The 21598-nt window shown below is 73.2% G+C and carries 21 protein-coding genes; 16 read left to right on the top strand and 5 right to left on the bottom strand.

Features of this window, described 5'->3' with window-relative positions; genetic code table 11:
- Positions 1–2 precede the first annotated feature (2 nt).
- The 3 genes from J4557_RS51535 to J4557_RS49290 all read right to left on the bottom strand — a co-directional run bounded on the left by J4557_RS51535 (position 3) and on the right by J4557_RS49290 (position 2883).
- Positions 3–1073: a TRM11 family SAM-dependent methyltransferase gene (locus J4557_RS51535; RefSeq protein WP_208265155.1), complete on the bottom strand. Its 1071-nt coding sequence runs from the start codon at positions 1071–1073 to the stop codon at positions 3–5.
- A 95-nt stretch (positions 1074–1168) separates the two neighbouring features.
- On the bottom strand, positions 1169–1819 hold the full coding sequence (locus J4557_RS04985) for a hypothetical protein (protein ID WP_208265154.1): 651 nt from the start codon (positions 1817–1819) through the stop codon (positions 1169–1171).
- 86 nt (positions 1820–1905) lie between these two features.
- Entirely contained in the window at positions 1906–2883 is a 978-nt protein-coding gene (locus J4557_RS49290; protein WP_243775310.1) for a ferritin-like domain-containing protein, read from the bottom strand.
- A 249-nt stretch (positions 2884–3132) separates the two neighbouring features.
- On the opposite strand from J4557_RS49290, the gene rimP reads away from it, so the two are divergent.
- The 16 genes from rimP (at position 3133) to J4557_RS04900 (ending at position 20177) form a co-directional block, all read left to right on the top strand.
- Positions 3133–3843 carry a ribosome maturation factor RimP gene (gene rimP, locus J4557_RS04975; protein ID WP_208265153.1) on the top strand — a complete coding sequence of 237 codons (711 nt, stop codon included), beginning with the start codon at positions 3133–3135 and terminating at the stop codon, positions 3841–3843.
- A gap of 25 nt (positions 3844–3868) precedes the next feature.
- Complete coding sequence (gene nusA, locus J4557_RS04970) at positions 3869–4936, top strand: transcription termination factor NusA (protein WP_208265471.1); 1068 nt, start codon at positions 3869–3871, stop codon at positions 4934–4936.
- Entirely contained in the window at positions 4902–5243 is a 342-nt protein-coding gene (locus J4557_RS04965; RefSeq protein ID WP_307799412.1) for a YlxR family protein, read from the top strand. Before nusA ends, J4557_RS04965 begins: the two co-directional genes overlap by 35 nt.
- A 108-nt stretch (positions 5244–5351) precedes the next feature.
- Entirely contained in the window at positions 5352–8348 is a 2997-nt protein-coding gene (infB, locus tag J4557_RS04960) for a translation initiation factor IF-2 (protein ID WP_208265151.1), read from the top strand.
- A gap of 227 nt (positions 8349–8575) precedes the next feature.
- A complete protein-coding gene (locus J4557_RS04955; protein WP_307799411.1) occupies positions 8576–8884 on the top strand; it encodes a DUF503 domain-containing protein in 309 nt (102 codons plus the stop codon).
- A 114-nt stretch (positions 8885–8998) separates the two neighbouring features.
- Complete coding sequence (rbfA, locus tag J4557_RS04950; RefSeq protein ID WP_208265150.1) at positions 8999–9508, top strand: 30S ribosome-binding factor RbfA; 510 nt, start codon at positions 8999–9001, stop codon at positions 9506–9508.
- A gap of 344 nt (positions 9509–9852) precedes the next feature.
- Positions 9853–10851 (top strand): DHH family phosphoesterase, encoded by a 999-nt coding sequence (locus J4557_RS04945; protein ID WP_208265149.1) that lies wholly within the window; start codon positions 9853–9855, stop codon positions 10849–10851.
- Between the two features lie 11 nt (positions 10852–10862).
- Entirely contained in the window at positions 10863–11735 is an 873-nt protein-coding gene (gene truB, locus J4557_RS04940; RefSeq protein WP_208265148.1) for a tRNA pseudouridine(55) synthase TruB, read from the top strand.
- A 185-nt stretch (positions 11736–11920) separates the two neighbouring features.
- The gene (trhA, locus tag J4557_RS04935) at positions 11921–12625 is read left to right on the top strand and encodes a PAQR family membrane homeostasis protein TrhA (protein ID WP_208265147.1); all 705 of its coding nucleotides are present in this window, start codon (positions 11921–11923) and stop codon (positions 12623–12625) included.
- Between the two features lie 109 nt (positions 12626–12734).
- Entirely contained in the window at positions 12735–13676 is a 942-nt protein-coding gene (locus tag J4557_RS04930; protein WP_208265146.1) for a bifunctional riboflavin kinase/FAD synthetase, read from the top strand.
- 189 nt (positions 13677–13865) lie between these two features.
- Complete coding sequence (gene rpsO / locus J4557_RS04925; RefSeq protein WP_021599383.1) at positions 13866–14135, top strand: 30S ribosomal protein S15; 270 nt, start codon at positions 13866–13868, stop codon at positions 14133–14135.
- 280 nt (positions 14136–14415) lie between these two features.
- On the top strand, positions 14416–16752 hold the full coding sequence (locus tag J4557_RS04920; protein WP_208265469.1) for a polyribonucleotide nucleotidyltransferase: 2337 nt from the start codon (positions 14416–14418) through the stop codon (positions 16750–16752).
- A gap of 109 nt (positions 16753–16861) precedes the next feature.
- Positions 16862–18175 (top strand): M16 family metallopeptidase, encoded by a 1314-nt coding sequence (locus J4557_RS04915; RefSeq protein WP_208265145.1) that lies wholly within the window; start codon positions 16862–16864, stop codon positions 18173–18175.
- Between the two features lie 274 nt (positions 18176–18449).
- A complete protein-coding gene (locus J4557_RS04910) occupies positions 18450–18824 on the top strand; it encodes a phage holin family protein (protein WP_208265144.1) in 375 nt (124 codons plus the stop codon).
- 73 nt (positions 18825–18897) lie between these two features.
- Positions 18898–19638, top strand: coding sequence for a 4-hydroxy-tetrahydrodipicolinate reductase (gene dapB / locus J4557_RS04905; protein ID WP_208265143.1), 741 nt, complete (start codon positions 18898–18900; stop codon positions 19636–19638).
- Positions 19638–20177 carry a transglutaminase-like domain-containing protein gene (locus J4557_RS04900; protein ID WP_208265468.1) on the top strand — a complete coding sequence of 180 codons (540 nt, stop codon included), beginning with the start codon at positions 19638–19640 and terminating at the stop codon, positions 20175–20177. The genes dapB and J4557_RS04900 overlap by 1 nt, the downstream gene beginning before the upstream one ends.
- Here J4557_RS04900 and J4557_RS04895 read toward each other — a convergent pair.
- Both J4557_RS04895 and J4557_RS04890 read right to left on the bottom strand, forming a co-directional pair.
- Positions 20174–20647 carry a nitroreductase family deazaflavin-dependent oxidoreductase gene (locus J4557_RS04895; RefSeq protein WP_208265142.1) on the bottom strand — a complete coding sequence of 158 codons (474 nt, stop codon included), beginning with the start codon at positions 20645–20647 and terminating at the stop codon, positions 20174–20176. The two genes, J4557_RS04900 and J4557_RS04895, sit on opposite strands and share 4 nt — an antisense overlap.
- A gap of 50 nt (positions 20648–20697) precedes the next feature.
- Entirely contained in the window at positions 20698–21573 is an 876-nt protein-coding gene (locus tag J4557_RS04890) for a sigma-70 family RNA polymerase sigma factor (RefSeq protein WP_208265141.1), read from the bottom strand.
- Positions 21574–21598 lie beyond the last annotated feature (25 nt).

Genomic DNA, 21598 nt, shown 5'->3' with positions numbered 1-21598 from the left:
GGTCAGGATCGGCGGGCGACGATCAGGTCGCGGGAGATCGCCTGGTCGACGCGGTGCCGGAAGCCCAGGTAGGGCTCGGAGTCCTGCACCTCCAGCCCGCTGGAGGTCAGGATCTCCGCCAGCTCCTCGCGGCGCCCCACGAACGTGTTCCAGGAGATCCCGATCGCGCCGCCGCGCCGCAGCAGCGGCGTCCACTCCGGCACCGCCGCCTCCAGCAGCTCCACCGGGCTGCGCGACAGCCGCGGCCCGTCCTTCTGGCCCGGCCGCGCGCCCTTCGACCGGCCGCCCGACCGGCTGCCGTGCTGCACCCCGTACGGCGCGTCCGTCACGATCAGGTCGAACGACCCGGGCCGGAAGAACCTCCCGGCCCCGGCCGCGTCGGCGTTCACGACGGTGATCTCCATCGTCTCGCCGCTCTTGTACAGCTCCTTGGACGCGCCGAGGGTGACGTGCAGCCGCCGTCCCAGCACCGCCTTCTCCCGCCGGACGGGCGCGATCTCCGCCTGGTGCTTCACGCGGTTGTTCTTCAGCCACGTCTTGAGGAACGCCGCGTAGGCGTCGAAGTCCTTGCCGTCGACGTCCATGCCGGCCGCGTCCAGCCCGTACATCATCGCCTGGTTCAGCGTGGTGCCCCGCCCGCACATCGGGTCGAGCAGCCGTGGCCTGCCGGTCACCAGGTCCATGGGGGAGTCGGTCGCCATCGCGGTGACGTTCAGCAGCAGCTTCGTGAAGTACTCATTGGTCTTCCCCGAGTACTTCTGGATGGTCAGCAGGTCGCTGGGGAACAGGTCCAGGGGCTTCAGCGCGACCGGCCTGAGCAGCTCGCCCTCGATCTCGAACAGCGCGTACAGCGACGACAGGTTCGACAGGAGCCGGACGTCGGTGTCCGTCAGGCCGTCCGCCGAGAACGTCACGTAGGGGACGCCGCCGATGGACGTCTCCTCGATGTCGCGGACGCGTCCGCCGAGGGCCCGCTCGCCGAACACCGCCAGCTCGGCCTTCACCAGGCCGGAGGCGGCCTGCGCGTAGACCCGGTTGTGCGAGGGGGAGACGAGGAGGCCGTACGAGGTCACCGCAGGACATTAGCAGTCCGGGGACGTGGAGAGGCCGCCGGGAGATCCCGCCCGGCGGCCTCCGCGCGGCCCGTGTGCGGGCCGCTCCTCCCCGGTCAACCCGTCCGGACGCTCCTGCGTCCGGCCTTGCGTGACTTGCGCCTGTTCTGGTGCCGGGCCGGCTCGCCGCCGGCCCGCTCGGCCGGGTGTTCGGCTCCCGCCGTCTCCGCCGCGGCGACCGCCCGCGCCGGGGCCGCGTGTCGGGTTTCGTGCGTATCGTCCGGATCGCCCGCTGGGCGGCGCGTGCCGGACACGGCGGCCGCTCCCACGGGCACGGGACGCGCGTCCCCGGGGCGGACGGCGGCCGCGGACTCCGCGGCGGCCGGCTCGATCGCCGCCGGTCCGTTCTCGGGGCGCTCGCTCCCGGTGCCCTCGGCCCTGGCGGGCTCGGGGACCGGGAGCGCGCGGGACGCGGCGGACGCGGCCTCGATCTCGGCCGGACGCTCCGCCGGCGCCACGGCCGGGAGGTCCGGCAGGTGCCGCGCGGCGGCGGCCAGCAGCTCCTGGACGCGGCTCTGCAGGCTCGCCAGATCGGCGCGGGCGACGGCGGCCTGCGCCTTCGCGCGGCGGGCCTGGCGGCGGGCCTCGTCGCGCTCGGCCGCGAGCTGGTTCAGCTGCTCCCGGTAGGCGGCGCGCAGCTCGTCCAGCGCACTGGGCGCGCGGGTGGCGGGCCCGTCGGTCTCGTACCGGTGCGGGGTGCTGGTCATGGCAGGTCTGGGCTCCTCCCCCGAGTAGGCCAGTGCAGAAACGACAACGAGTACATGGAGCGCATTCGTTCCCGGCGTGCTGAAGATCACTCACCCGGTTCGGGACGGGGTGACAGGGCCGTCGACGGCAGGCCCGGGAAGGGCGCGGAGGGGGCTCCGTCGCCCGCGCTCGCCCGCCATTTCGCCGACCGCGCCATCGCCCGCTCGGCACTGTCGGCGGCGAAGACGCGCAGGTCGGCCGCCGGCGCGCCGGCGAGCCCCACGTAGGCGGGGACGAGGTCGTCCTCCAGCGCGGCGGCGAGCCGGGCGGCGCTGCGCGCGTTGGTGACCTTGACCGGCAGCCGGTATCCGGCCGCCGCGGCCACCGGCCGCACCGACAGGATCGACACCAGCTTGTCGCGCTGCGCGCGATGGGCGTCCCAGTACGTCTTCGCGGCCTGCTGGAGCGCGCCCCGCAGCCTGCCGCCCAGGACGCCGTAGCCGTACACGGCGGCGTGCTCGGCGGCGAGGGCCGTCTGGATCGCCTGGGTCGCCGACTCGGCCGGGTCGGCGGGCGGATGCGCGCGGACCGTCTCGGCGTGCCCCGCCTCGCACGCGCCGATGCTCGCCAGAAGCTGCGCCAGGCCGGGCGGGGCCTTGGCGGTGTCGGCGCGGCGGGCGGCGGCGGCGCGGTCCTCCGCGAGGCGCAGCGCCGTGAGGATCTCCGCGGGCCCCTGGGGCAGTTCGGCCGCGTGCGGCGGCGGGATCGTGCCGCCCTCGTGGGCCCTTCGCCCCGAGCCGGGCACGTAGTGCCGCTTCAACACGGTCAGATGCAGCCGGTGGTGCGCCAGGACGGGATCGAGGCGGCGGGCCAGCGACGAGTCCGCGGCCTTCGCCGCCTCGTAGGTGGCGATGAGGTCCTGCTCGGAGGTGATCGCGCCGACGAGCGTCGACACGTCCGGACGGGGCCCGGCCGCCTCCGCCGCGCAGCCCGCCAGCCAGGGCGCCGCGAGCACGGCGCCGCCGCCCAGCAGCAGCCCCCGGCGCGACACGGTTCCCGGCAGGCGCGGCACGGCCTCTGGCAAGGGAGTCTCCTCACCCGGTGGTGTGGTGGTGGCGGCCCGCGCCGCGCCGCGGCTCCGTCCCGGTCGCCGGACGCGTCCATCGGGCCAGCTCAAGCATTCCATATCCGGCGCGCCGGTGAGCTGTTCGAAAGGCCGCTGAGGTGTCCGGCTCTCGATAGTCTTGAGGAGTCAGCGGACAAGCGGTGACTTCAGCGACAGGTCCCGCCGCCCTCACCGGCGAGCGGGAAGGCACAACAGGAGGAGGGTCCCATGAGCGTCGAGTCCCGCGGTGGCCGCGCTCAGGGGGGCCGCGCCCGGGGCGCGCGCGGCGACGCCCCGGCCCGGCCGGCCCGCGACGCCGCCATCGCGGAGCTGACCGATCTGCTCGCCCCCGCGGTCGCCGCGGCCGGCTTCGACCTCGAGGAGGTCGACGTGCGGCCCGCCGGGCGCCGCCGCCTCGTCAAGATCGTCGTGGACGGCGACGGCGGGGTGGGCCTGGACGACATCGCCCGGCTGAGCGAGACCGCCTCCGGGCTGCTGGACGGCTCCGACGTGATGGGCGCCTCGCCGTACGTGCTGGAGGTGACCTCGCCCGGCGTCGACCGTCCCCTCACCGAGCCGCGGCACTGGCGCCGCGCCGTCGGCAGGCTGGTCGTCGTACCGCTGGCCGAGGGCGGCCAGATCGAGGGCCGCGTGGTCGCGGCCGACGACGAGGCCGTCGAGATCGACGTCGCCCCGGTCCGGGCCAAGGGGTCCGGCAAGGGCGGCGGCAAGTCCGCCGGACCGGGGAGCACCGGGACTCGGCGCCGCCGGTTCGGCCTCGGCGAGCTGGGGCGCGGCCGCGTCCAGGTGGAGTTCAAACCCCTCTCCGGGGAGTCCGGGGGGCCGTCCTCCCGGGATGACACGTCCCCCGAGGGGGACGGCTCGCCCGTTCCGCCCGGCGAGGCCGAGGAAACGCGTTCTCCGGCTGAGCCGGACTAGAGGGGGGAACCTCGTGGACATCGACATGACCGCCCTGCGGGGCCTGGAGAGCGAGAAGGACATCTCGCTCGACGTGGCCGTCAAGGCCATCGAAGACGCCCTGCTGATCGCCTACCACCGGACGGAGGGCGCCGCGCCCCGCGCGCGCGTCGAGCTGGACCGGCGGAGCGGGCACGTGACCGTGTGGGCGACGGAGACCGACGAGGAGGGCAACGCCCTCCGCGAGTACGACGACACCCCGACCGGCTTCGGCCGGATCGCGGCGACCACCGCCAAGCAGGTCATCCTGCAGCGGCTGCGCGACGCCGAGGACGAGCTGACGTTCGGCGAGTACGCCGGGCGCGAGGGCGACATCGTCAGCGGCATCATCCAGCAGGGCAAGGACCCGCGGAACGTGCTGGTCGACCTCGGCCGGCTGGAGGCCGTGCTCCCGCCGCAGGAGCAGGTGCCCGGCGAGCGCTACGACCACGGCGAGCGGCTGCGCGCCTACGTGGTGCAGGTCCGCAAGGGCCACCGCGGCCCGTCGGTGCAGCTGTCGCGCACGCACCCGAACCTCGTCCGCAAGCTGTTCGCGCTGGAGGTCCCGGAGATCGCCGACGGCACCGTGGAGATCGCCGCGATCGCCCGCGAGGCCGGCCACCGCACCAAGATCGCGGTGCGGTCGCGCAAGCCCGGCGTGAACGCCAAGGGCGCCTGCATCGGCCCGCTCGGCAGCCGGGTCCGCAACGTGATGGCCGAGCTGCACGGCGAGAAGATCGACATCGTGGACTGGTCGGACGACCCCGCCGAGTTCGTCGGGAATGCGCTGTCCCCGGCCCGTGTTTCAGCCGTCGAGGTGGTCGACCTCGACGGCCGTGTGGCACGGGTGATCGTCCCCGACTACCAGCTCTCGCTGGCGATCGGCAAGGAGGGGCAGAACGCCCGGCTCGCGGCCCGGCTGACCGGCTGGCGGATCGACATCCGGTCCGACACCGAGCCGGCGGGCGGCGGGCCGTCCGGGCGGACCCCCTCGAAGGCGCCCGAGGCCGGTGAATCCGGATCTTCCGAATCAGGAGAGCATGCGACAGGTCCCGCAGACGCCTCGGCGCGGTAGACTCATGGAACGTGGCCGGGTGGTTCCACAACGCACGTGTGTGGGCTGCCGGGTTCGCACGGCCAAGTCCGACCTGTTGCGCCTGGTGGTGGTCGAGGGCGAGATCGTCCCCGATCCCCGCGGGCGGCTCCCGGGACGGGGAGCGCATCTGCATCCCGACCCGCGGTGCCTCGAACTCGCAGAGCGACGTCGGGCGTTCCCGCGGGCTTTCCGCCTGCCCGGACCGCTCGACGGTACGGCGCTGCGGGACCGGCTTGCGGCGAACGCCGCGCAGCAGCAGGATGGCCGAATGGTAAGCGACGTCTAGTCGGAAGCAGGTCGAGATTGCTATGAGCGCTCGATGAGCACGCCGCGATGAGTACGGCAGGTTAACGACGGTCCGGTGGCCGCACCCCCGGACCGAGTAGGGAGTGCAGTGGCCAAGGTCCGGGTTTACGAACTCGCCAAGGAGTTCGGTGTCGAGAGCAAGGTCGTCATGGCCAAGCTCCAGGAGATGGGCGAGTTCGTACGGTCGGCGTCCTCCACGATCGAGGCGCCGGTCGTTCGCAGGCTCACTGAAGCCTTTTCAAACGGTTCCTCCTCCAAGCAGGGGGACAAGCGCGTAGGCGGCCAGAAGCGGCCCCAGGGGCCCCGCCCGTCCGCGCCGCGTCCCGGTCCGCCCGGCGGCGGATCGGAATCTCAGGGTGCCCGCCCGCAGGCGGCGCCTCGGCCCGCCGCGCCGCGCCCGGCCGGGCCGCGCCCCGGCCCCGGTGGTGCCGCCGGAGCCCCGAAGCCGGGTCCGCGTCCGCCGGTCCCGCCCGCGCCCAGCCAGCCGGCGCCGGGCCAGCCGAGCCAGCCGGCTCCGCAGGTCCCGGCCGCCAAGGCCCCGAGCGCCCCGCCGTCCGGCGGCGCCGGCGCTCCGGCGGGCCCGCGTCCGGGTCCCCGTTCGCCCAAGCCGGGCCCGCGTCCGGGCCCGCGCCAGGGCGGCCAGGGAGGCGGCGGCGGCCGTCCGCGTCCCGGCAACAACCCGTTCAGTTCGACCAACACCGGCATGGGCCAGGCGCCCAAGCCGGGTCCGCGTCCCGGCCCGCGGCCGGGCGGTGACCGTCCCGAGCGCGACGAACGCCCGCGCGGCGGCGACCGTCCCGGCGGTCCGCGTCCGGGCGGTCCGCGTCCCGGCGCCCCGGGCGCCGGCGGCCCGCGGCCGAGTCCGGCCGGCGGCATGCCGCCCCGTCCGGGCGGTCCGCGGCCGAGCCCGATGAACATGCCGTCCTCGCGGCCGGCCGGCGCCCCCGGGCGCGGCGGTCCCGGTGGCGGCGGCCGCGGTCCCGGTGGCGGCGGCGGTGGCCGTCCGGGTGGCGGCGGCCGCGGTCCCGGTGGCGGCGGCCGTCCCGGCGGCGGTGGCGGCGGCTTCGGCGCGCCCCGCGCGGGCGGCGGTGGCCGTCCAGGCGGTGGCGGCGGCTTCGGCCCCCGTCCGGGTGGCGGCGGCCGCGGTCGCGGCGGCACGCAGGGCGCGTTCGGACGTCCGGGCGGGCGTCCCACGCGCGGCCGCAAGTCGAAGCGGGCGCGTCGTCAAGAGTTCGAGAACATGCAGGCGCCCGCCGTCGGCGGCGTCTCGGCTCCGCGCGGCAACGGAAAGGCCATCAGCCTTCCGCAGGGCGCGTCGCTGACCGACTTCGCCGAGAAGATCGGCGCCAACCCGGCGTCGCTCGTCGCGATCATGATGCACCTCGGCAAGATGCTCACCGCGACGCAGTCGGTCGACCCCGACGACCTGCAGGCCCTGGGCCTGGAGTTGGACTTCGAGGTCCATGTCGTCAGCCCCGAGGAAGAGGACCGCGCGCTGCTCGAGTCGTTCGACATCGAGTACGGCGAGGACGAGGGCGGCGAAGAGCACCTCGAGTCCCGTCCGCCGGTGGTCACCGTCATGGGCCACGTCGACCACGGTAAGACCAAGCTGCTGGACGCCATCCGGCACGCCAACGTGCAAGCGGGCGAGGCCGGCGGCATCACCCAGCACATCGGCGCCTACCAGGTCGAGACCGAGGTCGACGGCGAGGAGCGCAAGATCACCTTCATCGACACCCCGGGCCACGAGGCGTTCACCGCCATGCGTGCCCGCGGTGCCGACACCACCGACCTGGTGGTGCTGGTGGTCGCCGCGGACGACGGCGTGAAGCCGCAGACCACGGAGGCGATCGACCACGCCACGGCGGCCGGGGTGCCGATCGTCGTCGCGGTCAACAAGATCGACGTCGAGGGCGCCGACCCGAACCGGGTGCGGGCGCAGCTCACCGAGTACGGCCTGGTCGCCGAGGAGTTCGGCGGTCAGACCCAGTTCGTCGACGTGTCCGCCAAGCAGGGCACCAACATCGACGGGCTGCTCGAGGCGATCGTCCTGACCGCCGACGCCGAACTGGAGTTGCAGGCCAACCCCGACATGCCCGCCCAGGGCTCGGCCATCGAGGCCCACCTGGACAAGGGCCGGGGCGCCGTGGCGACCGTGCTGGTGCAGCGCGGCACGCTGCGGGTCGGCGACTCGATCGTCTGCGGCGTGGCCAGCGGCCGCGTCCGGGCGATGCTCGACGAGAACGGCAACAACGTCGAGGAGGCGGGCCCGTCCCGTCCGGTGATGGTGCTCGGCCTCGCGGCCGTGCCCGGCGCCGGCGACAACTTCCTGGTCGTCGAGGACGACCGGGTCGCCCGGCAGATCGCCGACAAGCGGGTGGCGCGCAAGCGCAACGCCGAACTCCTGCGCAGCCGCAAGAGCAGCTCCCTCGAGGAACTGTTCAAGGACTTCCAGGAGGGCAAGCGGCAGGAACTGCTGCTCATCCTCAAGGGCGACGTCTCCGGTTCCGTCGAGGCGCTGGAGGACTCGCTGCTCAAGATCGACGTGGGCGACGAGGTCAGCCTGCGGATCATCCGCCGCGGTGTCGGCGCGATCACGCAGGACGACGTCAACCTGTCGCTGGCGTCCGAGGAGGGCGCGGTCATCATCGGCTTCAACGTCCGGCCGGAGCGCAACGCGCAGGAACTGGCCGACCGCGAGGGCGTCGACATCCGCTACTACTCGGTCATCTACCAGGCGATCGACGAGATCGAGGCGGCCCTCAAGGGCATGCTGAAGCCGGAGTTCGAAGAGGTCCAGCTGGGCACCGCCGAGGTCCGGGAGATCTTCAAGGTGCCGCGGATCGGCAACGTCGCCGGTTCGATGGTCCAGTCGGGGATCATCCAGCGCAACGCCAAGGCCCGGCTCGTCCGCGACGGCGTCGTGGTCGCCGACAACCTCACGGTGTCGTCGCTGCGCCGCTTCAAGGACGACGCGACCGAGGTCCGCGAGGGCTTCGAGTGCGGCATCGGGGTCGGCTACAACGACATCAAGCTCGGCGATGTCATCGAGTGCTTCGAGATGCGGGAGAAGCCTCGCGTCTGAGGCCCGCGCTCGCGGCACCCGATCGTCCGCGGTACGGACCCGTCCGCGCGGACCAGGCCTCCGGGCCCGGTCCGCGCGGGCGGCCGTCCGGGACGGACCGGTGAGAAAATGTGACACGACGCCAGGCGGTTCTTCTAGCCTGGCGTCTGTCATTCCCGGGCGCCCGCCCGCCGGGCGGCCCGGGAACACGGCGGCCGACCGCCGTCGTTCCTACTGTGGATCCCGAGGTGATCGACCAGGTGTACGTGGGTGCGCTGACGCTCGACCTGCTGCTGGGGGACGTACGGTCGCTAAAGCAGAAGCGGTCGGTGGTCCGGCCCATCATCGCCGAGGTGCGCAAGCACTTCCCGGGGGTGGCCGTCGCCGAGACCGGTGACAACGACCTGCACCGCAGGGCGGAGATCGGGATCGCCGTGGTCTCGGGCACCGCGGCCAACTGCACCCGGGTGCTCGACCAGTGCGAGCGCCTGGTGTTCGGGCGGCCGGAGATCGAGCTGCTGTCCGCGCGGCAGCGGCTGTACAACGACGAGGACTGACCGGCAGGAGTCCGTGCGCCGCCCCGGCGGAGCGGAGGACGACCGGCCGGCACACCGGGGCCCGCGGGGGTTCGTCCCCCGCGGGACCCCACCATAGAGAAAGGGAGTGCGATCATGGTGGACGCAGCTCGGGCGCGCAAGCTCGCCGACCGCATCCAGCAGATCGTGGCCGAGATGCTGGAGAGGCGGATCAAGGATCCGCGGCTCGGCTTCGTGACCGTGACGGACACCCGCATCACCAACGACCTGCGCGACGCCACCGTGTACTACACGGTGTACGGGTCGGACGGCGAGCGCGCCGAGACGGCGGCGGCCCTGGAGAGCGCCAAGGGCGTCATCCGGTCGGAGGTGGGCAGGAAGACCGGGGTCCGGCACACGCCCAGCATCACGTTCGTCATGGACTCCCTGATGGAGAACGCGGCGCACATCGACGACCTGCTCGCCAAGGCCCGCGCGAAGGACGCCGAGGTGGCGAGGGCGGCGCAGGGCGCGGCCCCGGCCGGGGAGGCGAACCCCTACCGCGAGCCCCCCTCCGCCGAGGACCTCGCCGAGGACGAGGATCTGGACGACCTGGGCGCGGCGGAGGACGGTGAGGACGGCCGGTCCGGACGCCCGTCGTCGTGAACGGGCCGGAGGGGCGGGCGGAGGCATCGGGCTCCGCCCGGACCGGGGACTGCGCGCTGCACGGGACGGGCGGACATCCGGCGAGCGGCCATGACATCGTGCCCGGCGGTGCCGCAGTCCGCGGCGGTTCACCGGCGCAGCCCGCCCTGATCTCGAACGGCTCCGCGCCCATTGCGGCCGGTCCGAACGGGGCCGGTCCGAACGGGACTGGTCCGAACGGGGCCGGGGCGAACGGTGAGGAGGCGAGGGCGGCCGTACCGGCGGCCCTCCGGACGGCGCCGCGGACCCCGTGCGCCGCCACGGCCGCCGACGGCGCCGACGCACCGGACGCCGCAGCGCGCGGCATGGACTGGGACCGGGCCGTCGAGCTGATCGAGGCGGCCGACGAGGTGTGCCTCGCCTGCCACATCGCCCCGGACGGGGACGCGCTCGGCTCGATGCTCGCGCTCGCGCAGGCGCTGCACGCGCTGGGCAAGCGCTGCCTGGCCTCGTTCGGCGAGCCGTTCGCGGTGCCGGCGATCCTGCGGTTCCTGCCGGGCCAGGAGTTCCTGGTCGAGCCCGCGCGGATGCCGGCCGCACCGGCGCTGATGATCTCCCTGGACGCCGCGGGGCAGGCGCGGCTCGGGTCGCTCGCCGGGGCGGCGGGGCGGGCCGGCGCGCTGATCGTCATCGACCACCACGCGTCCAACGTCGGGTTCGGCGGCGTCCGGCTGGTCGATCCCGACGCGGCCGCGACCGCGGTGCTGGTCGAGGAGCTGATCCGGCGGCTCGGCGTGCCGCTCGACGGCGACATCGCGCAGGGCCTGTACGCGGGCCTGGCCAGCGACACCGGCTCGTTCAAGTACCCGTGCACGACGCCGGAGGTGCACGACCTGGCGGGACGGCTGCTGGCGGCGGGCGTCCGGCCGGAGGAGGTGAGCCGGGAGCTGTGGGACCGGGCGCCGTTCGGCTACCTGCAGGTGCTGGCCGGGGCGCTCTCGCGGGCCCGGCTGGAGCGCGACGCGGCGGACGGCCGCGGCCTGGTCTGGACGACCATCGCCCGCTCCGACCGGGAGGCCCGCGACGTCCCCTACGACCAGCTGGAAGGCGTGATCGACCAGCTCAGGCGGACCGACGAGGCCGAGGTCGCGGTCGTGCTGAAGGAGAACGACCGGGGCGAGTGGTACGTGTCGACGCGCGCGAAGGGCGCGGTCGACGTCGGCCGGGCCTGCGTGGAGCTGGGCGGGGGCGGGCACCGCACCGCCGCCGCGTTCACCATGGGCGGGGAGCCCGCCTGGATCATCGACCGGCTCCGGGCCGCGCTGCGCGAGCCGGACCGCACCGACGAGCAGACCGACGAGTAGAGAGCGCGCGCGTGGAGAACTCGGGACTTGTCATCGTGGACAAGCCGGCGGACTGGACCTCGCACGACGTGGTCGGGAGGATGCGGCGGCTGGCGAAGACGCGGCGCGTCGGGCACGCCGGGACGCTGGACCCGATGGCGACGGGCGTGCTCGTCCTCGGCGTCGGCAAGGCGACCCGTCTGCTCGGCCACCTCGCCCTGACCGAGAAGGGGTACGACGCGACGATCCGGCTGGGCGAGTCGACCAACACCGACGACGCCGAGGGCGAGATCACCGCGACCGCGTCCGCCGCGGCGGTGTCCGATGAGGCGCTGGCCGCCGGGATCGCGGCGCTGACCGGGCCGATCGAGCAGGTCCCGCCGCAGGTCAGCGCGATCAAGGTGAACGGGCAGCGGGCGTACAAGATGGCCCGCAAGGGCGAGGAGGTCGAGCTCGCCGCGCGCCCGGTGACGGTGCACGAGTTCCGGGTCCTGGACGTCCGCCGGCACGGCGAGGTGATCGACGTGGACGCGTCGGTGTCGTGCTCGTCCGGCACGTACATCCGGGCGCTGGCCCGCGATCTCGGCGCGTCGCTCGGCTGCGGCGGGCACCTGACGGCGCTGCGCCGCACCCGGGTGGGCCCGTACGACCTGGCGATGGCGCGCACGCTCGACCGGCTCGGCGAGAAGCTGGAGATCCTGCCGATGGCGGAGGCGGTCGCGGCGGTGTTCCCGCGCCGGGACGTCTCGGAGGACGACGCCCGCAGGGTCGCGCACGGCGGGCGCCTCGCCGCGGCCGGCCTGGGGCCGGGCCCCGTCGGCGTCTTCGCGCCGGACGGGACCCTGCTGGCCCTGGTAGAGGAGCAGGGCCGGCTCGCCAAGCCCCTCGCCGTCTTCGTCGGCTGACGAGGCGGCTCGGCCGGGGGGGTTGAGAACCGGGGCCCGGGCAACGGATCATGCGTGTCGACGGACACTCGCGCTCGCCGGGCGGAGGGGGCGCCGTGGCGAGCGTCACCTCCCGGCGGCGGTGCGCACGAACCTACGGTCGCGTAACCTACGTGACCGTAGGTTAGTTGCAGAGGAGGGTGCCAATGAGCACGGTGACCGATCCCGTGACCGACCCCGCGGGCGACCCGGAAGCGGGCGCCGCGGCCGCGTCCCCGACCAAGCCGCGGATGCGCGGCTGGCTGCACCTCGGCGCGTTCCCCGCCGTCATGGTCGCCGGGCTCGTGCTGGTCGCGCTCGGCCCCACCCCGCTCGCCCGGCTCTCCTCGGCCGTCTACGTCGCCACGTCCGGGCTGCTGTTCGGGATCTCGGGGACGTACCACCGGCAGGCCGACTCGCACCGGCTGATCGAGGTGCTGCGCCGCTTCGACCACGCCAACATCTACCTGATCATCGCGGGGACCTACACGCCGTTCGCCGTGCTGGCCCTCGACGGCGGCGTCCGCATCGCCGTCCTGATCACGGTGTGGACGGGAGCCGTCGCCGGCGTGGTGTTCCGCACCACCTGGATCGGCGCCCCGCGCGCGCTCTACGTGACCCTCTACATCGTGCTGGGCTGGGTCGCCGTGTTCTTCCTGCCACAGTTCCTGGACGGCGCCGGCGTCGTCGCCTGCATCATGGTCGCGCTCGGAGGCGTCTGCTACAGCGTCGGCGGGATCGTCTACGGGCTGCGCAGGCCCAATCCGTCGCCGCGCTGGTTCGGGTTCCACGAGGTGTTCCACGCCTGCACGCTCGCCGCGTACGTCCTGCAGTACATCGCCGTCTCGCTCGTCGTCTACCAGTCCGGGTGACGAGCGGGCGGGCCTGAAGCGCGCCCCCTCGGTAACGGCACCAGACGGCGCATGGCACCCTTATGTCGACAGAAGAACCCGCAGGGACGTCCGACGCAGGGAGAGCATGGTGCGGCGCTGGCATGGCCTCGACGAGGTTCCCGCCGACTGGGGCCGTTCGGTGGTCACCATCGGGGTGTTCGACGGGGTGCACCTCGGTCATCAGCGGATCGTCCGCGCCGCCGCCGAGGAGGCGCGCCGCCGCGGCCTGCGCTCGGTGACGATCACCTTCGACCCGCACCCCGACGAGGTCGTCCGGCCTGGCACCCACCCCCCGCTGCTGGCCACCACCCAGCGGCGCATCGAGCTGCTGGAGGGCCTCGGCACCGACGCCGTCGTGGTCGTGCCGTTCACGCTGGAGCTGTCGAGGACGCCGCCGGACGAGTTCGTCCAGCAGGTCCTGGTGGACCGGCTGCACGCCGCGCACGTCATCGTCGGCGAGGACTTCCGGTTCGGGCACAAGGCCAAGGGCGACGTCGCCCTGCTGAAGGAGCTCGGCGCCAAGTACGACTTCACGGCCGAGGGCATGCCGCTGGTCGCCAACGGCGACACGATCTCCTCCACCTACATCCGGGAGCGGCTGGAGTCCGGCGACGTCGCGGGCGCTGCGGCGGCGCTCGGCCGCCCGCACCGCGTCGAGGGCGTGGTCGTCCGCGGCCACCAGCGGGGCCGGGCGCTCGGCTTCCCCACCGCGAACCTGGAGACGCTGCCGCACACCGCGATCCCCGCGGACGGCGTCTACGGGGGCTGGCTGGTCGCCGACACCGACCGCTACCCCGGCTTCCGCTGGCCCGCCGCGATCTCCATCGGCACGAACCCGACGTTCGAGGGCGCGGGGGAGCGGACCGTCGAGGCCTACGCCCTCGACCGCGACGACCTCGACCTGTACGGCGAGCACATGGGCGCCGACTTCACCGCCCGGATCCGGGACACGCTGAAGTTCGACTCGATCGAGGCCCTCATCGAGGAGATGCGCCGCGACGTGGCGAGGGCCCGCGAGATCACGTCCTGAGGCCGCCCGGCGGGGTCCTCGGGCCGGTAACGCGGCCGAGCCGACATGGTACGGTGAATAGTCGCCGGGTGGGTCCCGGCGCGGCTGGCTGCACCCTCATGCGGCTCGCCACTTCTCAAAACGCACCATGCGGACCCGTGCGCCCACCGGGCCCGGATCTGCGGGTGACGATCTCATCGAAGGAGCCACGTGTCGCTCGACACCGCCACGAAGAACCAGATCATCGCCGAGTACGCGACCACTGAGGGTGACACCGGATCGCCGGAGGTCCAGGTCGCGCTGCTGACGCGCCGCATCAACGATCTGACCGAGCACCTCAAGGAGCACAAGCACGACCACCACAGCCGCCGTGGCCTGCTGCTGCTGGTCGGCCGTCGCCGCCGGCTCCTGAAGTACCTGAGCAACAAGGACATCAACCGCTACCGGCAGCTGATCGAGCGACTCGGTCTGCGCCGCTAGCACGGTGAGGGAGTGGCCGGACAGGCCGCTCCCTCTCTTTCTATGAGCCGGGCGGGGCAGCGACGTCCCGTCCGGCGGTCAAACCGAAGAGAAGAGCCTCGCGGACACCGCTGGTGCGGGCCGGTCCTCGGTAGTGGCTTCCGGATCCGTCCCGCCGCATCGGCGGGCCTGACGATCCGGGTGCTTCGATCGAAGACCGGCAGCGTGATAGCCACGGGAAACGGCCGCGAGGACCGACGAAGGAACCCTGAGGAGGTTTCCCGTGACAGAAGCCGTGCGCATCGACGGTGCGCAGAGCACCGAGGCCGTGATCGACAACGGCACGTTCGGCACCCGCACCATCCGCTTCGAGACGGGCCGGCTGGCCCGCCAGGCGGCCGGCTCCGCCGTCGCCTACCTCGACGACGAGACGATGGTGCTGTCGGCGACGACCGCGTCGAAGAAGCCCAAGGAGAACCTGGACTTCTTCCCCCTGACCGTGGACGTCGAGGAGCGGATGTACGCGGCCGGGCGCATCCCCGGCTCGTTCTTCCGCCGGGAGGGCCGGCCGTCCGAGGACGCGATCCTGACCTGCCGGCTGATCGACCGCCCGCTGCGGCCGTCGTTCCGCAAGGGGCTGCGCAACGAGATCCAGATCGTCGAGACGATCATGGCGCTGCACCCCGACCACCTGTACGACGTCGTGGCGATCAACGCCGCGTCGATGTCCACCCAGCTCGCCGGGCTGCCCTTCTCCGGCCCGATCGGCGGCGTCCGCGTCGCGCTGATCGAGGGCCAGTGGATCGGCTTCCCGACCCACCCCGAACTGGAGCGCGCGACCTTCGACATGGTCGTGGCCGGCCGGGTGCTGGAGGACGGCGACGTCGCGATCATGATGGTGGAGGCGGAGTCCACCCGCGACACCCTCAAGCTCGTCGCCGAGGGCGCGACCGCCCCGACCGAGGAGACGGTCGCGCAGGGCCTGGAGGCGGCCAAGCCGTTCATCAAGGTGCTGTGCCAGGCGCAGAGCGAACTCGCCGCCGTCGCCGCGAAGGAGACCGCCGAGTACCCGATCTTCCTGGACTACCAGGACGACGTGCTCGCCGCCGTCACCGACCACGTCGGCGAGGACCTGGTGCAGGCGCTGACCATCGCCGGCAAGCAGGAGCGCGAGTCCCGCCTCGACGAGATCAAGGCCGGCGCGGTCGAGAAGCTCGCCGAGCAGTTCGAGGGCCGCGAGAAGGAGATCTCCGCCGCCTACCGCGCCGTGACCAAGAAGCTCGTCCGCGAGCGGGTCATCCGCGACGGGCTGCGCATCGACGGCCGCGGCCTGAAGGACATCCGCCAGCTCACCGCCGAGGCGCACGTCCTCCCGCGGGTCCACGGGTCGGCGCTGTTCGAGCGCGGCGAGACGCAGATCCTCGGCGTGACGACGCTGAACATGCTCCGCATGGAGCAGATGATCGACACGCTGAACCCCGAGCGCACCAAGCGCTACATGCACAACTACAACTTCCCGCCGTACTCCACCGGCGAGACCGGCCGGGTGGGCTCGCCCAAGCGCCGCGAGATCGGGCACGGCGCGCTCGCCGAGCGCGCGCTGATCCCGGTGCTGCCGTCCCGCGAGGAGTTCCCGTACGCGATCCGGCAGGTGTCGGAGGCGCTCGGGTCCAACGGCTCCACCTCGATGGGCTCGGTCTGCGCGTCCACCATGTCGCTGCTGGACGCGGGCGTCCCGCTCAAGCAGATGGTGGCGGGCATCGCGATGGGCCTGATCAGCGAGGGCGGCGAGTACGTCACGCTGACCGACATCCTCGGCGCCGAGGACGCCTTCGGCGACATGGACTTCAAGGTCGCCGGCACCCGCGACGTCATCACCGCGCTGCAGCTCGACACCAAGCTCGACGGCATCCCCGCCTCGGTGCTGGCCGCCGCGCTGAAGCAGGCCAAGGGCGCCCGGCTGGCGATCCTGGACGTGATGCAGGAGGCCATCGAGGCGCCCGCCGAGATGAGCCCGAACGCGCCGCGGATCATCACGATCAAGGTCCCGGTCGACAAGATCGGCGAGGTCATCGGCCCGAAGGGCAAGATGATCAACTCGATCCAGGACGACACCGGCGCCGACATCACGATCGAGGACGACGGCACGATCTACGTCGGCGCGACCGACGGCCCGTCCGCCGAGGCCGCGCGGACCGCGATCAACGCGATCGCGAACCCGCACATGCCGGAGGTCGGCGAGCGGTTCCTCGGCACCGTCGTCAAGACCACGACGTTCGGCGCGTTCGTGTCGCTGCTGCCCGGCAAGGACGGCCTGCTGCACGTCTCGCAGATCCGCAAGCTGCACGGCGGCGCCCGGATCGAGAACGTCGAGGACGTCATGGGCGTCGGCGAGAAGATCCAGGTCGAGGTCACCGAGATCGACCAGCGCGGGAAGCTGTCGCTGGTGCCCGTCGAGGTGGTCGAGCGCGAGTCCGCCGAGCGCGCCGAGCGCGGCGACGAGCCCGCCGCCGCCGAGGCCGACGGCGGCTCGGACGACTCCGGCGAGCACCGCGGCGGCGGGGACGGCGACAAGCGCGCCCCGCGCCGCCGCCGCACCCGCCGCGGCTCCGACGACGCCGGCCAGCGCAACTCCTGACCGAGCACGCGATGACCGACCGGCCTGCCCGCCCCGGGCAGGCCGGTCGGCCGCTTTCCGCCCCCCGTCCCTTCCCGTTCCCGGACCACCATCGAATGCGAGCGACACCGTGACCCTGCCGGCGCGGGCGCAGGAGCCCGGCACCACCACCACGATCCACACCGACGACGCCGGCGCGGTCCGCCGCACCGTGCTGCCCGGCGGGCTGCGGATCATCACCGAGTCGACGCCGGCGGTGCGGTCCGCGGCGTTCGGCGTCTGGTCGGCCGTCGGGTCCCGCGACGAGGCGCCCGCCGACGCCGGCGCCAGCCACTACCTCGAGCACGTGCTGTTCAAGGGCACCCGGCGGAGGTCGGCGCTGGAGCTCTCCGCCGCGATCGACGCGGTCGGCGGCGACCTCAACGCGTTCACCGCCAAGGAGTACACCTGCTACTACGCGCGGGTCCTGGACTCCGACCTCCCCCTCGCCGTGGACATCGTGTCCGACATGGTCGCGGACTCCGTCAACCGGCCGGAGGACGTCGAGGCCGAGCGCGGGGTGATCCTCGAAGAGATCCACATGCGCGACGACGACCCCGGCGACCTCATCCACGACGAGTTCGCCACCGCGCTCTACGGCGACACCCCCCTCGGCCGCCCCATCCTCGGCACCGAGGACTCGATCAACGCGCTGTCCCGGGACCGCATCCACGGCTACTACCGGGAGCACTACACCCCGTCCAACCTCGTGGTGTCCGTCGCCGGGAACATCGAGCACGACGAGGTCGTCCGGCTGGTGTCGGACGCGTTCGCCGGGCACCTGACCGGCGACGCCGAACCCGCCCCGCCCCGCGTCGGCGGCCCCGCCGCGCCCGTCGACCCGCGCACCGTCATCATCGACAAGGACACCGAGCAGGCGCACATCGTCCTCGGCGTCCCCGGCGTGTGCCGCACCGACGACCGCCGCTTCGCCCTCGGCGTCCTCAACGCCGCGCTCGGCGGCGGCATGTCGTCCCGCCTCTTCCAGGAGATCCGCGAGAAGCGCGGCCTCGCCTACTCGGTGTACAGCTACACCGCCCAGTACGCCGACTCCGGCATCTTCGGCGTCTACGCCGGCTGCCAGCCCGGCAAGGTCGACGAGGTCCTGTCGATCTGCCGGGACGAGGTGAACCGCGCCGCCGAGCAGAGCCTCACCGAGGAGGAGCTCGAACGCGGCAAGGGCCAGATGCGCGGCGCCCTGGTCCTCGGCCTCGAGGACACCGGCTCCCGGATGAGCCGCATCGGCAAGAGCGAGCTGGTGTACGAGTCGCTGCTGCCGGTCGACGACGTCCTCGCCTGCATCGAGGCCGTCACCCTCGACGACGTCCGCGCCGTGGCCCGCGAGATCCTCTCCGCCCAGCACGCGCTGACGGTGATCGGCCCGGTCGGGGACCGGCTCGGTTAGCTGTGTTCTTCCAGGGGGGCGACCCCCTGGAACCCCCGTCACGGTCGTGAGGCTGCTTCCCCGCTCCGCTAGAGCTCCGCGGCGAAACAGCCTCACGACCGCCGGGCATGCCCGCTGCGCTCGCCGGCGCTCGCTCCGCGTGCCTGCCCGTGGCGGTGGCCGAGGTCTGGCCGTCCGTGGGGTTCGACCAGCCGGCATGCCTGTCGTGTTCGCTGTGCGGTGTGGGCGGCTGGTGGCCGGGGTTCGGCGTGGGGTGGTGGGGTATCGGCGCGGGGTGAAGATCCTCATCAGAGTGGTGATCTCGGCGATCGCGCTGTGGGTCGCGGCCGCCGTGGTGGACGGCATCGACCTGAAGGGCGGCAGCACGTGGGAGAAGGTGCTGACGCTGCTGGTCGTCGCGGTCATCTTCGGCATCATCAACGCGGTGCTGAAGCCGATCATCAAGGTGCTCGGCTGCGTGTTCTACATCATCACGCTGGGGCTGATCGCGCTGGTGGTGAACGCGGGGCTGCTCATGCTGACCAGCTGGGTGGCCGGGAAGCTGAACCTGCCGTTCCATGTGCAGTGGTTCTGGCCCGCGTTCTGGGGGGCGATCATCATCGGCGTGGTGAGCTGGCTGCTCAACCTGTTCGTCGCGGACGACGACTGATCGCCGCGGAACCGGCGCCAGGACGCGGTGCGGCGGCCGGTAGGCTCGTCGCACGCGTCATCGGGAGGAACACGTGATCAAGGTTGGGGTGCTCGGCTCGCGCGGCCGCATGGGGGCCGAGGTGTGCCGGGCCGTGCAGGGCGCGGACGACATGGAGCTCGTCGCCGCCGTCGACCAGGACGACGACCGGGAGCCGCTGACGGCCGCCGAGGTGGTCGTCGACTTCACCCGCCCGGCCGTCGTCATGGACAACCTCAAATGGTGCGTGGACCACGGACTGCACGCCGTCGTCGGCACCACCGGGTTCGACCCGTCGCGGCTCGACACGGTCCGGTCGTGGCTGACCGGCGGCAAGGGCCCGAACGTGCTGATCGCGCCGAACTTCGGGATCGGCGCGGTGCTGATGATGCACTTCGCGCAGAAGGCCGCCCCGTTCTTCGAGTCCGTCGAGATCGTGGAGCTGCACCACCCGAACAAGGTGGACGCCCCGTCCGGCACCGCGTACCGCACCGCCGAGCTGGTCGCCGCCGCCCGCGCGGAGGCGGGGGTCGCGCCGCCGCCGGACGCCACCACCGAGGAGTTCGACGGAGCCCGCGGCGCCGACGTGGACGGCGTCCATGTGCACGCGGTCCGGCTGTCCGGTGCCGTCGCGCACCAGGAGGTCGTGCTCGGCGGCCACGGCGAGCTGTTCACGATCCGGCACGACTCGATGAACCGCGAGTCGTTCATGCCGGGCGTGCTGCTGGCCGCCCGCAAGGTCGTGGACGCGCCCGACCGGCTCACGGTGGGCATCGAGTCGCTGCTCGGCCTGTGATGGAGTTCGCCGCCGAGCCCTGGGACTACCTCGCCGCGTCCGAGGCGATCGACATCGAGCACCCGCTCGTCCAGCGGACCGCCTCGGACCTGCGGACCGGCGACGACGTCGCCTATGCCCGCGCCGCGTTCGACCACGTCCGCGATCAGGTGACCCACTCGATGGACGCGGGCGACGACCGGGTCACCTGGCGCGCGTCCGACGTCCTCGAGCAGGGGACCGGCCTGTGCTACGCCAAGTCGAACGCCTACGTCGCGCTGCTGCGGGCCGGGGGCGTCCAGGCGGGGCTGTGCTACCAGCTGGTGGACGGGTTCGTTCACGGGCTCACCGCCGCGCTGGTGGACGACCGCTGGGTCCTTCTCGACCCGCGCGGCGACAACGACGAGGTCCACGTCGAGTTCTCCGCGTCGGAGGACCGCCTGGCGTATCCGGCGGTGCCGGTGCTGCCGACGGTCCACGCGGCGCCGCACCCCACCGTCCTGAAGGCCCTCAAATCGATGCGGAGGCTCTCCGTGGAGGCGCTCCCCACCACCCTCTAGCGGACGCGGGAGAGGCGCACGAAGGGAAGCTCGCGGCCGACGCGGCGGTAGTCGTCCTTGGTGCCGTCCACGATGAAGCCCATGTACCGGAGGAGCCTCGCGGCGGCCCGGGGATGGCGCGGCGCGTAGCGGATCATCAGCTCCCCGCCTTCCTCGGCGTCCAGCGGATGCGCCGTCACGGCGAACCGGCTCCGGCCCACCCGGACGGTCGCCCGGGGCGTCTTCCGCAGGTTGCGGTACCAGTCGGACCGGGGACCGAAGCCGGAGCACACGACGTAGTCGTCCCCGGAGTGCTCGACGACCTCCACGACCGCCTGCCGGGGCTCGCCGGACGCGCGGCCCACGTGCTCCAGGAGCAGGAAACGGTCCCCGAACAGCGGGCCGAGGCCCATCCGGTACAGGTGGACGGGCAGCCGGAACAGGGTCCGGCGCAGCCCCGACGGCGGCGCGGGCCGCTTGGGGATCTCCATGGCGCTCCCTTCCCGGCCCGTCCTACCCGTGACGGGCCGGGGAAGTCGCGTCAGTCGAGGACGGACAGGTCGAGGCGTTCCAGGCGGACCGGGTCGGCGAGGATGTCGATCGCGACGATCCGGCCGTCCGCGACGGTGAACGACAGCACCGACGCCGGGCGGCCGCCCTCCATCGAGACGACCCCGGCGGTGCCGTTGACCAGCGCGGGACGCGACGTGTAGGCCGCGCTACGGCTGAACATGACCGCCTGGTCGGCGACGATGCGGGCGCCGCGCAGATGCTGCCGGCCGGCCGCGCCGAGGTCGGCCCGCAGCTCCACGTCCGGGTCGAGGACCGCGACGAGGGCCTCGAAGTCGCCGGCGCGCGCCGCGGCTTGGAAGGCGTCCACGACGGCGCGCTGGCGGGCCGGGTCGCGTTCCGGTACGGGTGAGGCGCCCCGCACCCGGCGGCGGGCCCGGCTGGCGAGCTGCCGCGCCGCGTCCGGCGACCGGCCGACGATCGGCGCGATGTCCTCGAACGGGACCGCGAACGTGTCGTGCAGCACGAACGCGAGGCGCTCGGCGGGCGTCAGCGACTCCAGCACGACCAGCAGCGCGAGCCCGACGGAGTCGGCGAGCAGCGCCTCCTGCTCGGGATCGGTGCCCGAGGCCGGCCCGATCACCGGGTCGGGCAGCCGCTCCTCGAGCGGGTCCTCGCGGCGGGACGTGCGGGACCGCAGCATGTCCAGGCACACCCGCCCGACGACGGTGGTGAGCCATCCGCCGAGGTTGGCGACCTCGCCGGCGTCGGACCGGCTCAGTCGCAGCCACGCCTCCTGGACGGCGTCGTCAGCCTCCGCCAGCGATCCGAGCATCCGGTAGGCGACCGCCTTCAGGTGCGTCCGGTGCTCCTCGAACCGGTTCGCCAGAAAGTCGCGCTCGTCCATCTCGGTCCCCCCTCGTCGGCCACGT

It is taken from the genome of Actinomadura nitritigenes, assembly GCF_017573545.1.
In the GTDB taxonomy this organism is placed as follows: Bacteria; Actinomycetota; Actinomycetes; order Streptosporangiales; family Streptosporangiaceae; genus Spirillospora; species Spirillospora nitritigenes.
Note: the sequence above shows the minus strand (reverse complement) of the source record. Positions and strands in the feature narration are given on the sequence as shown.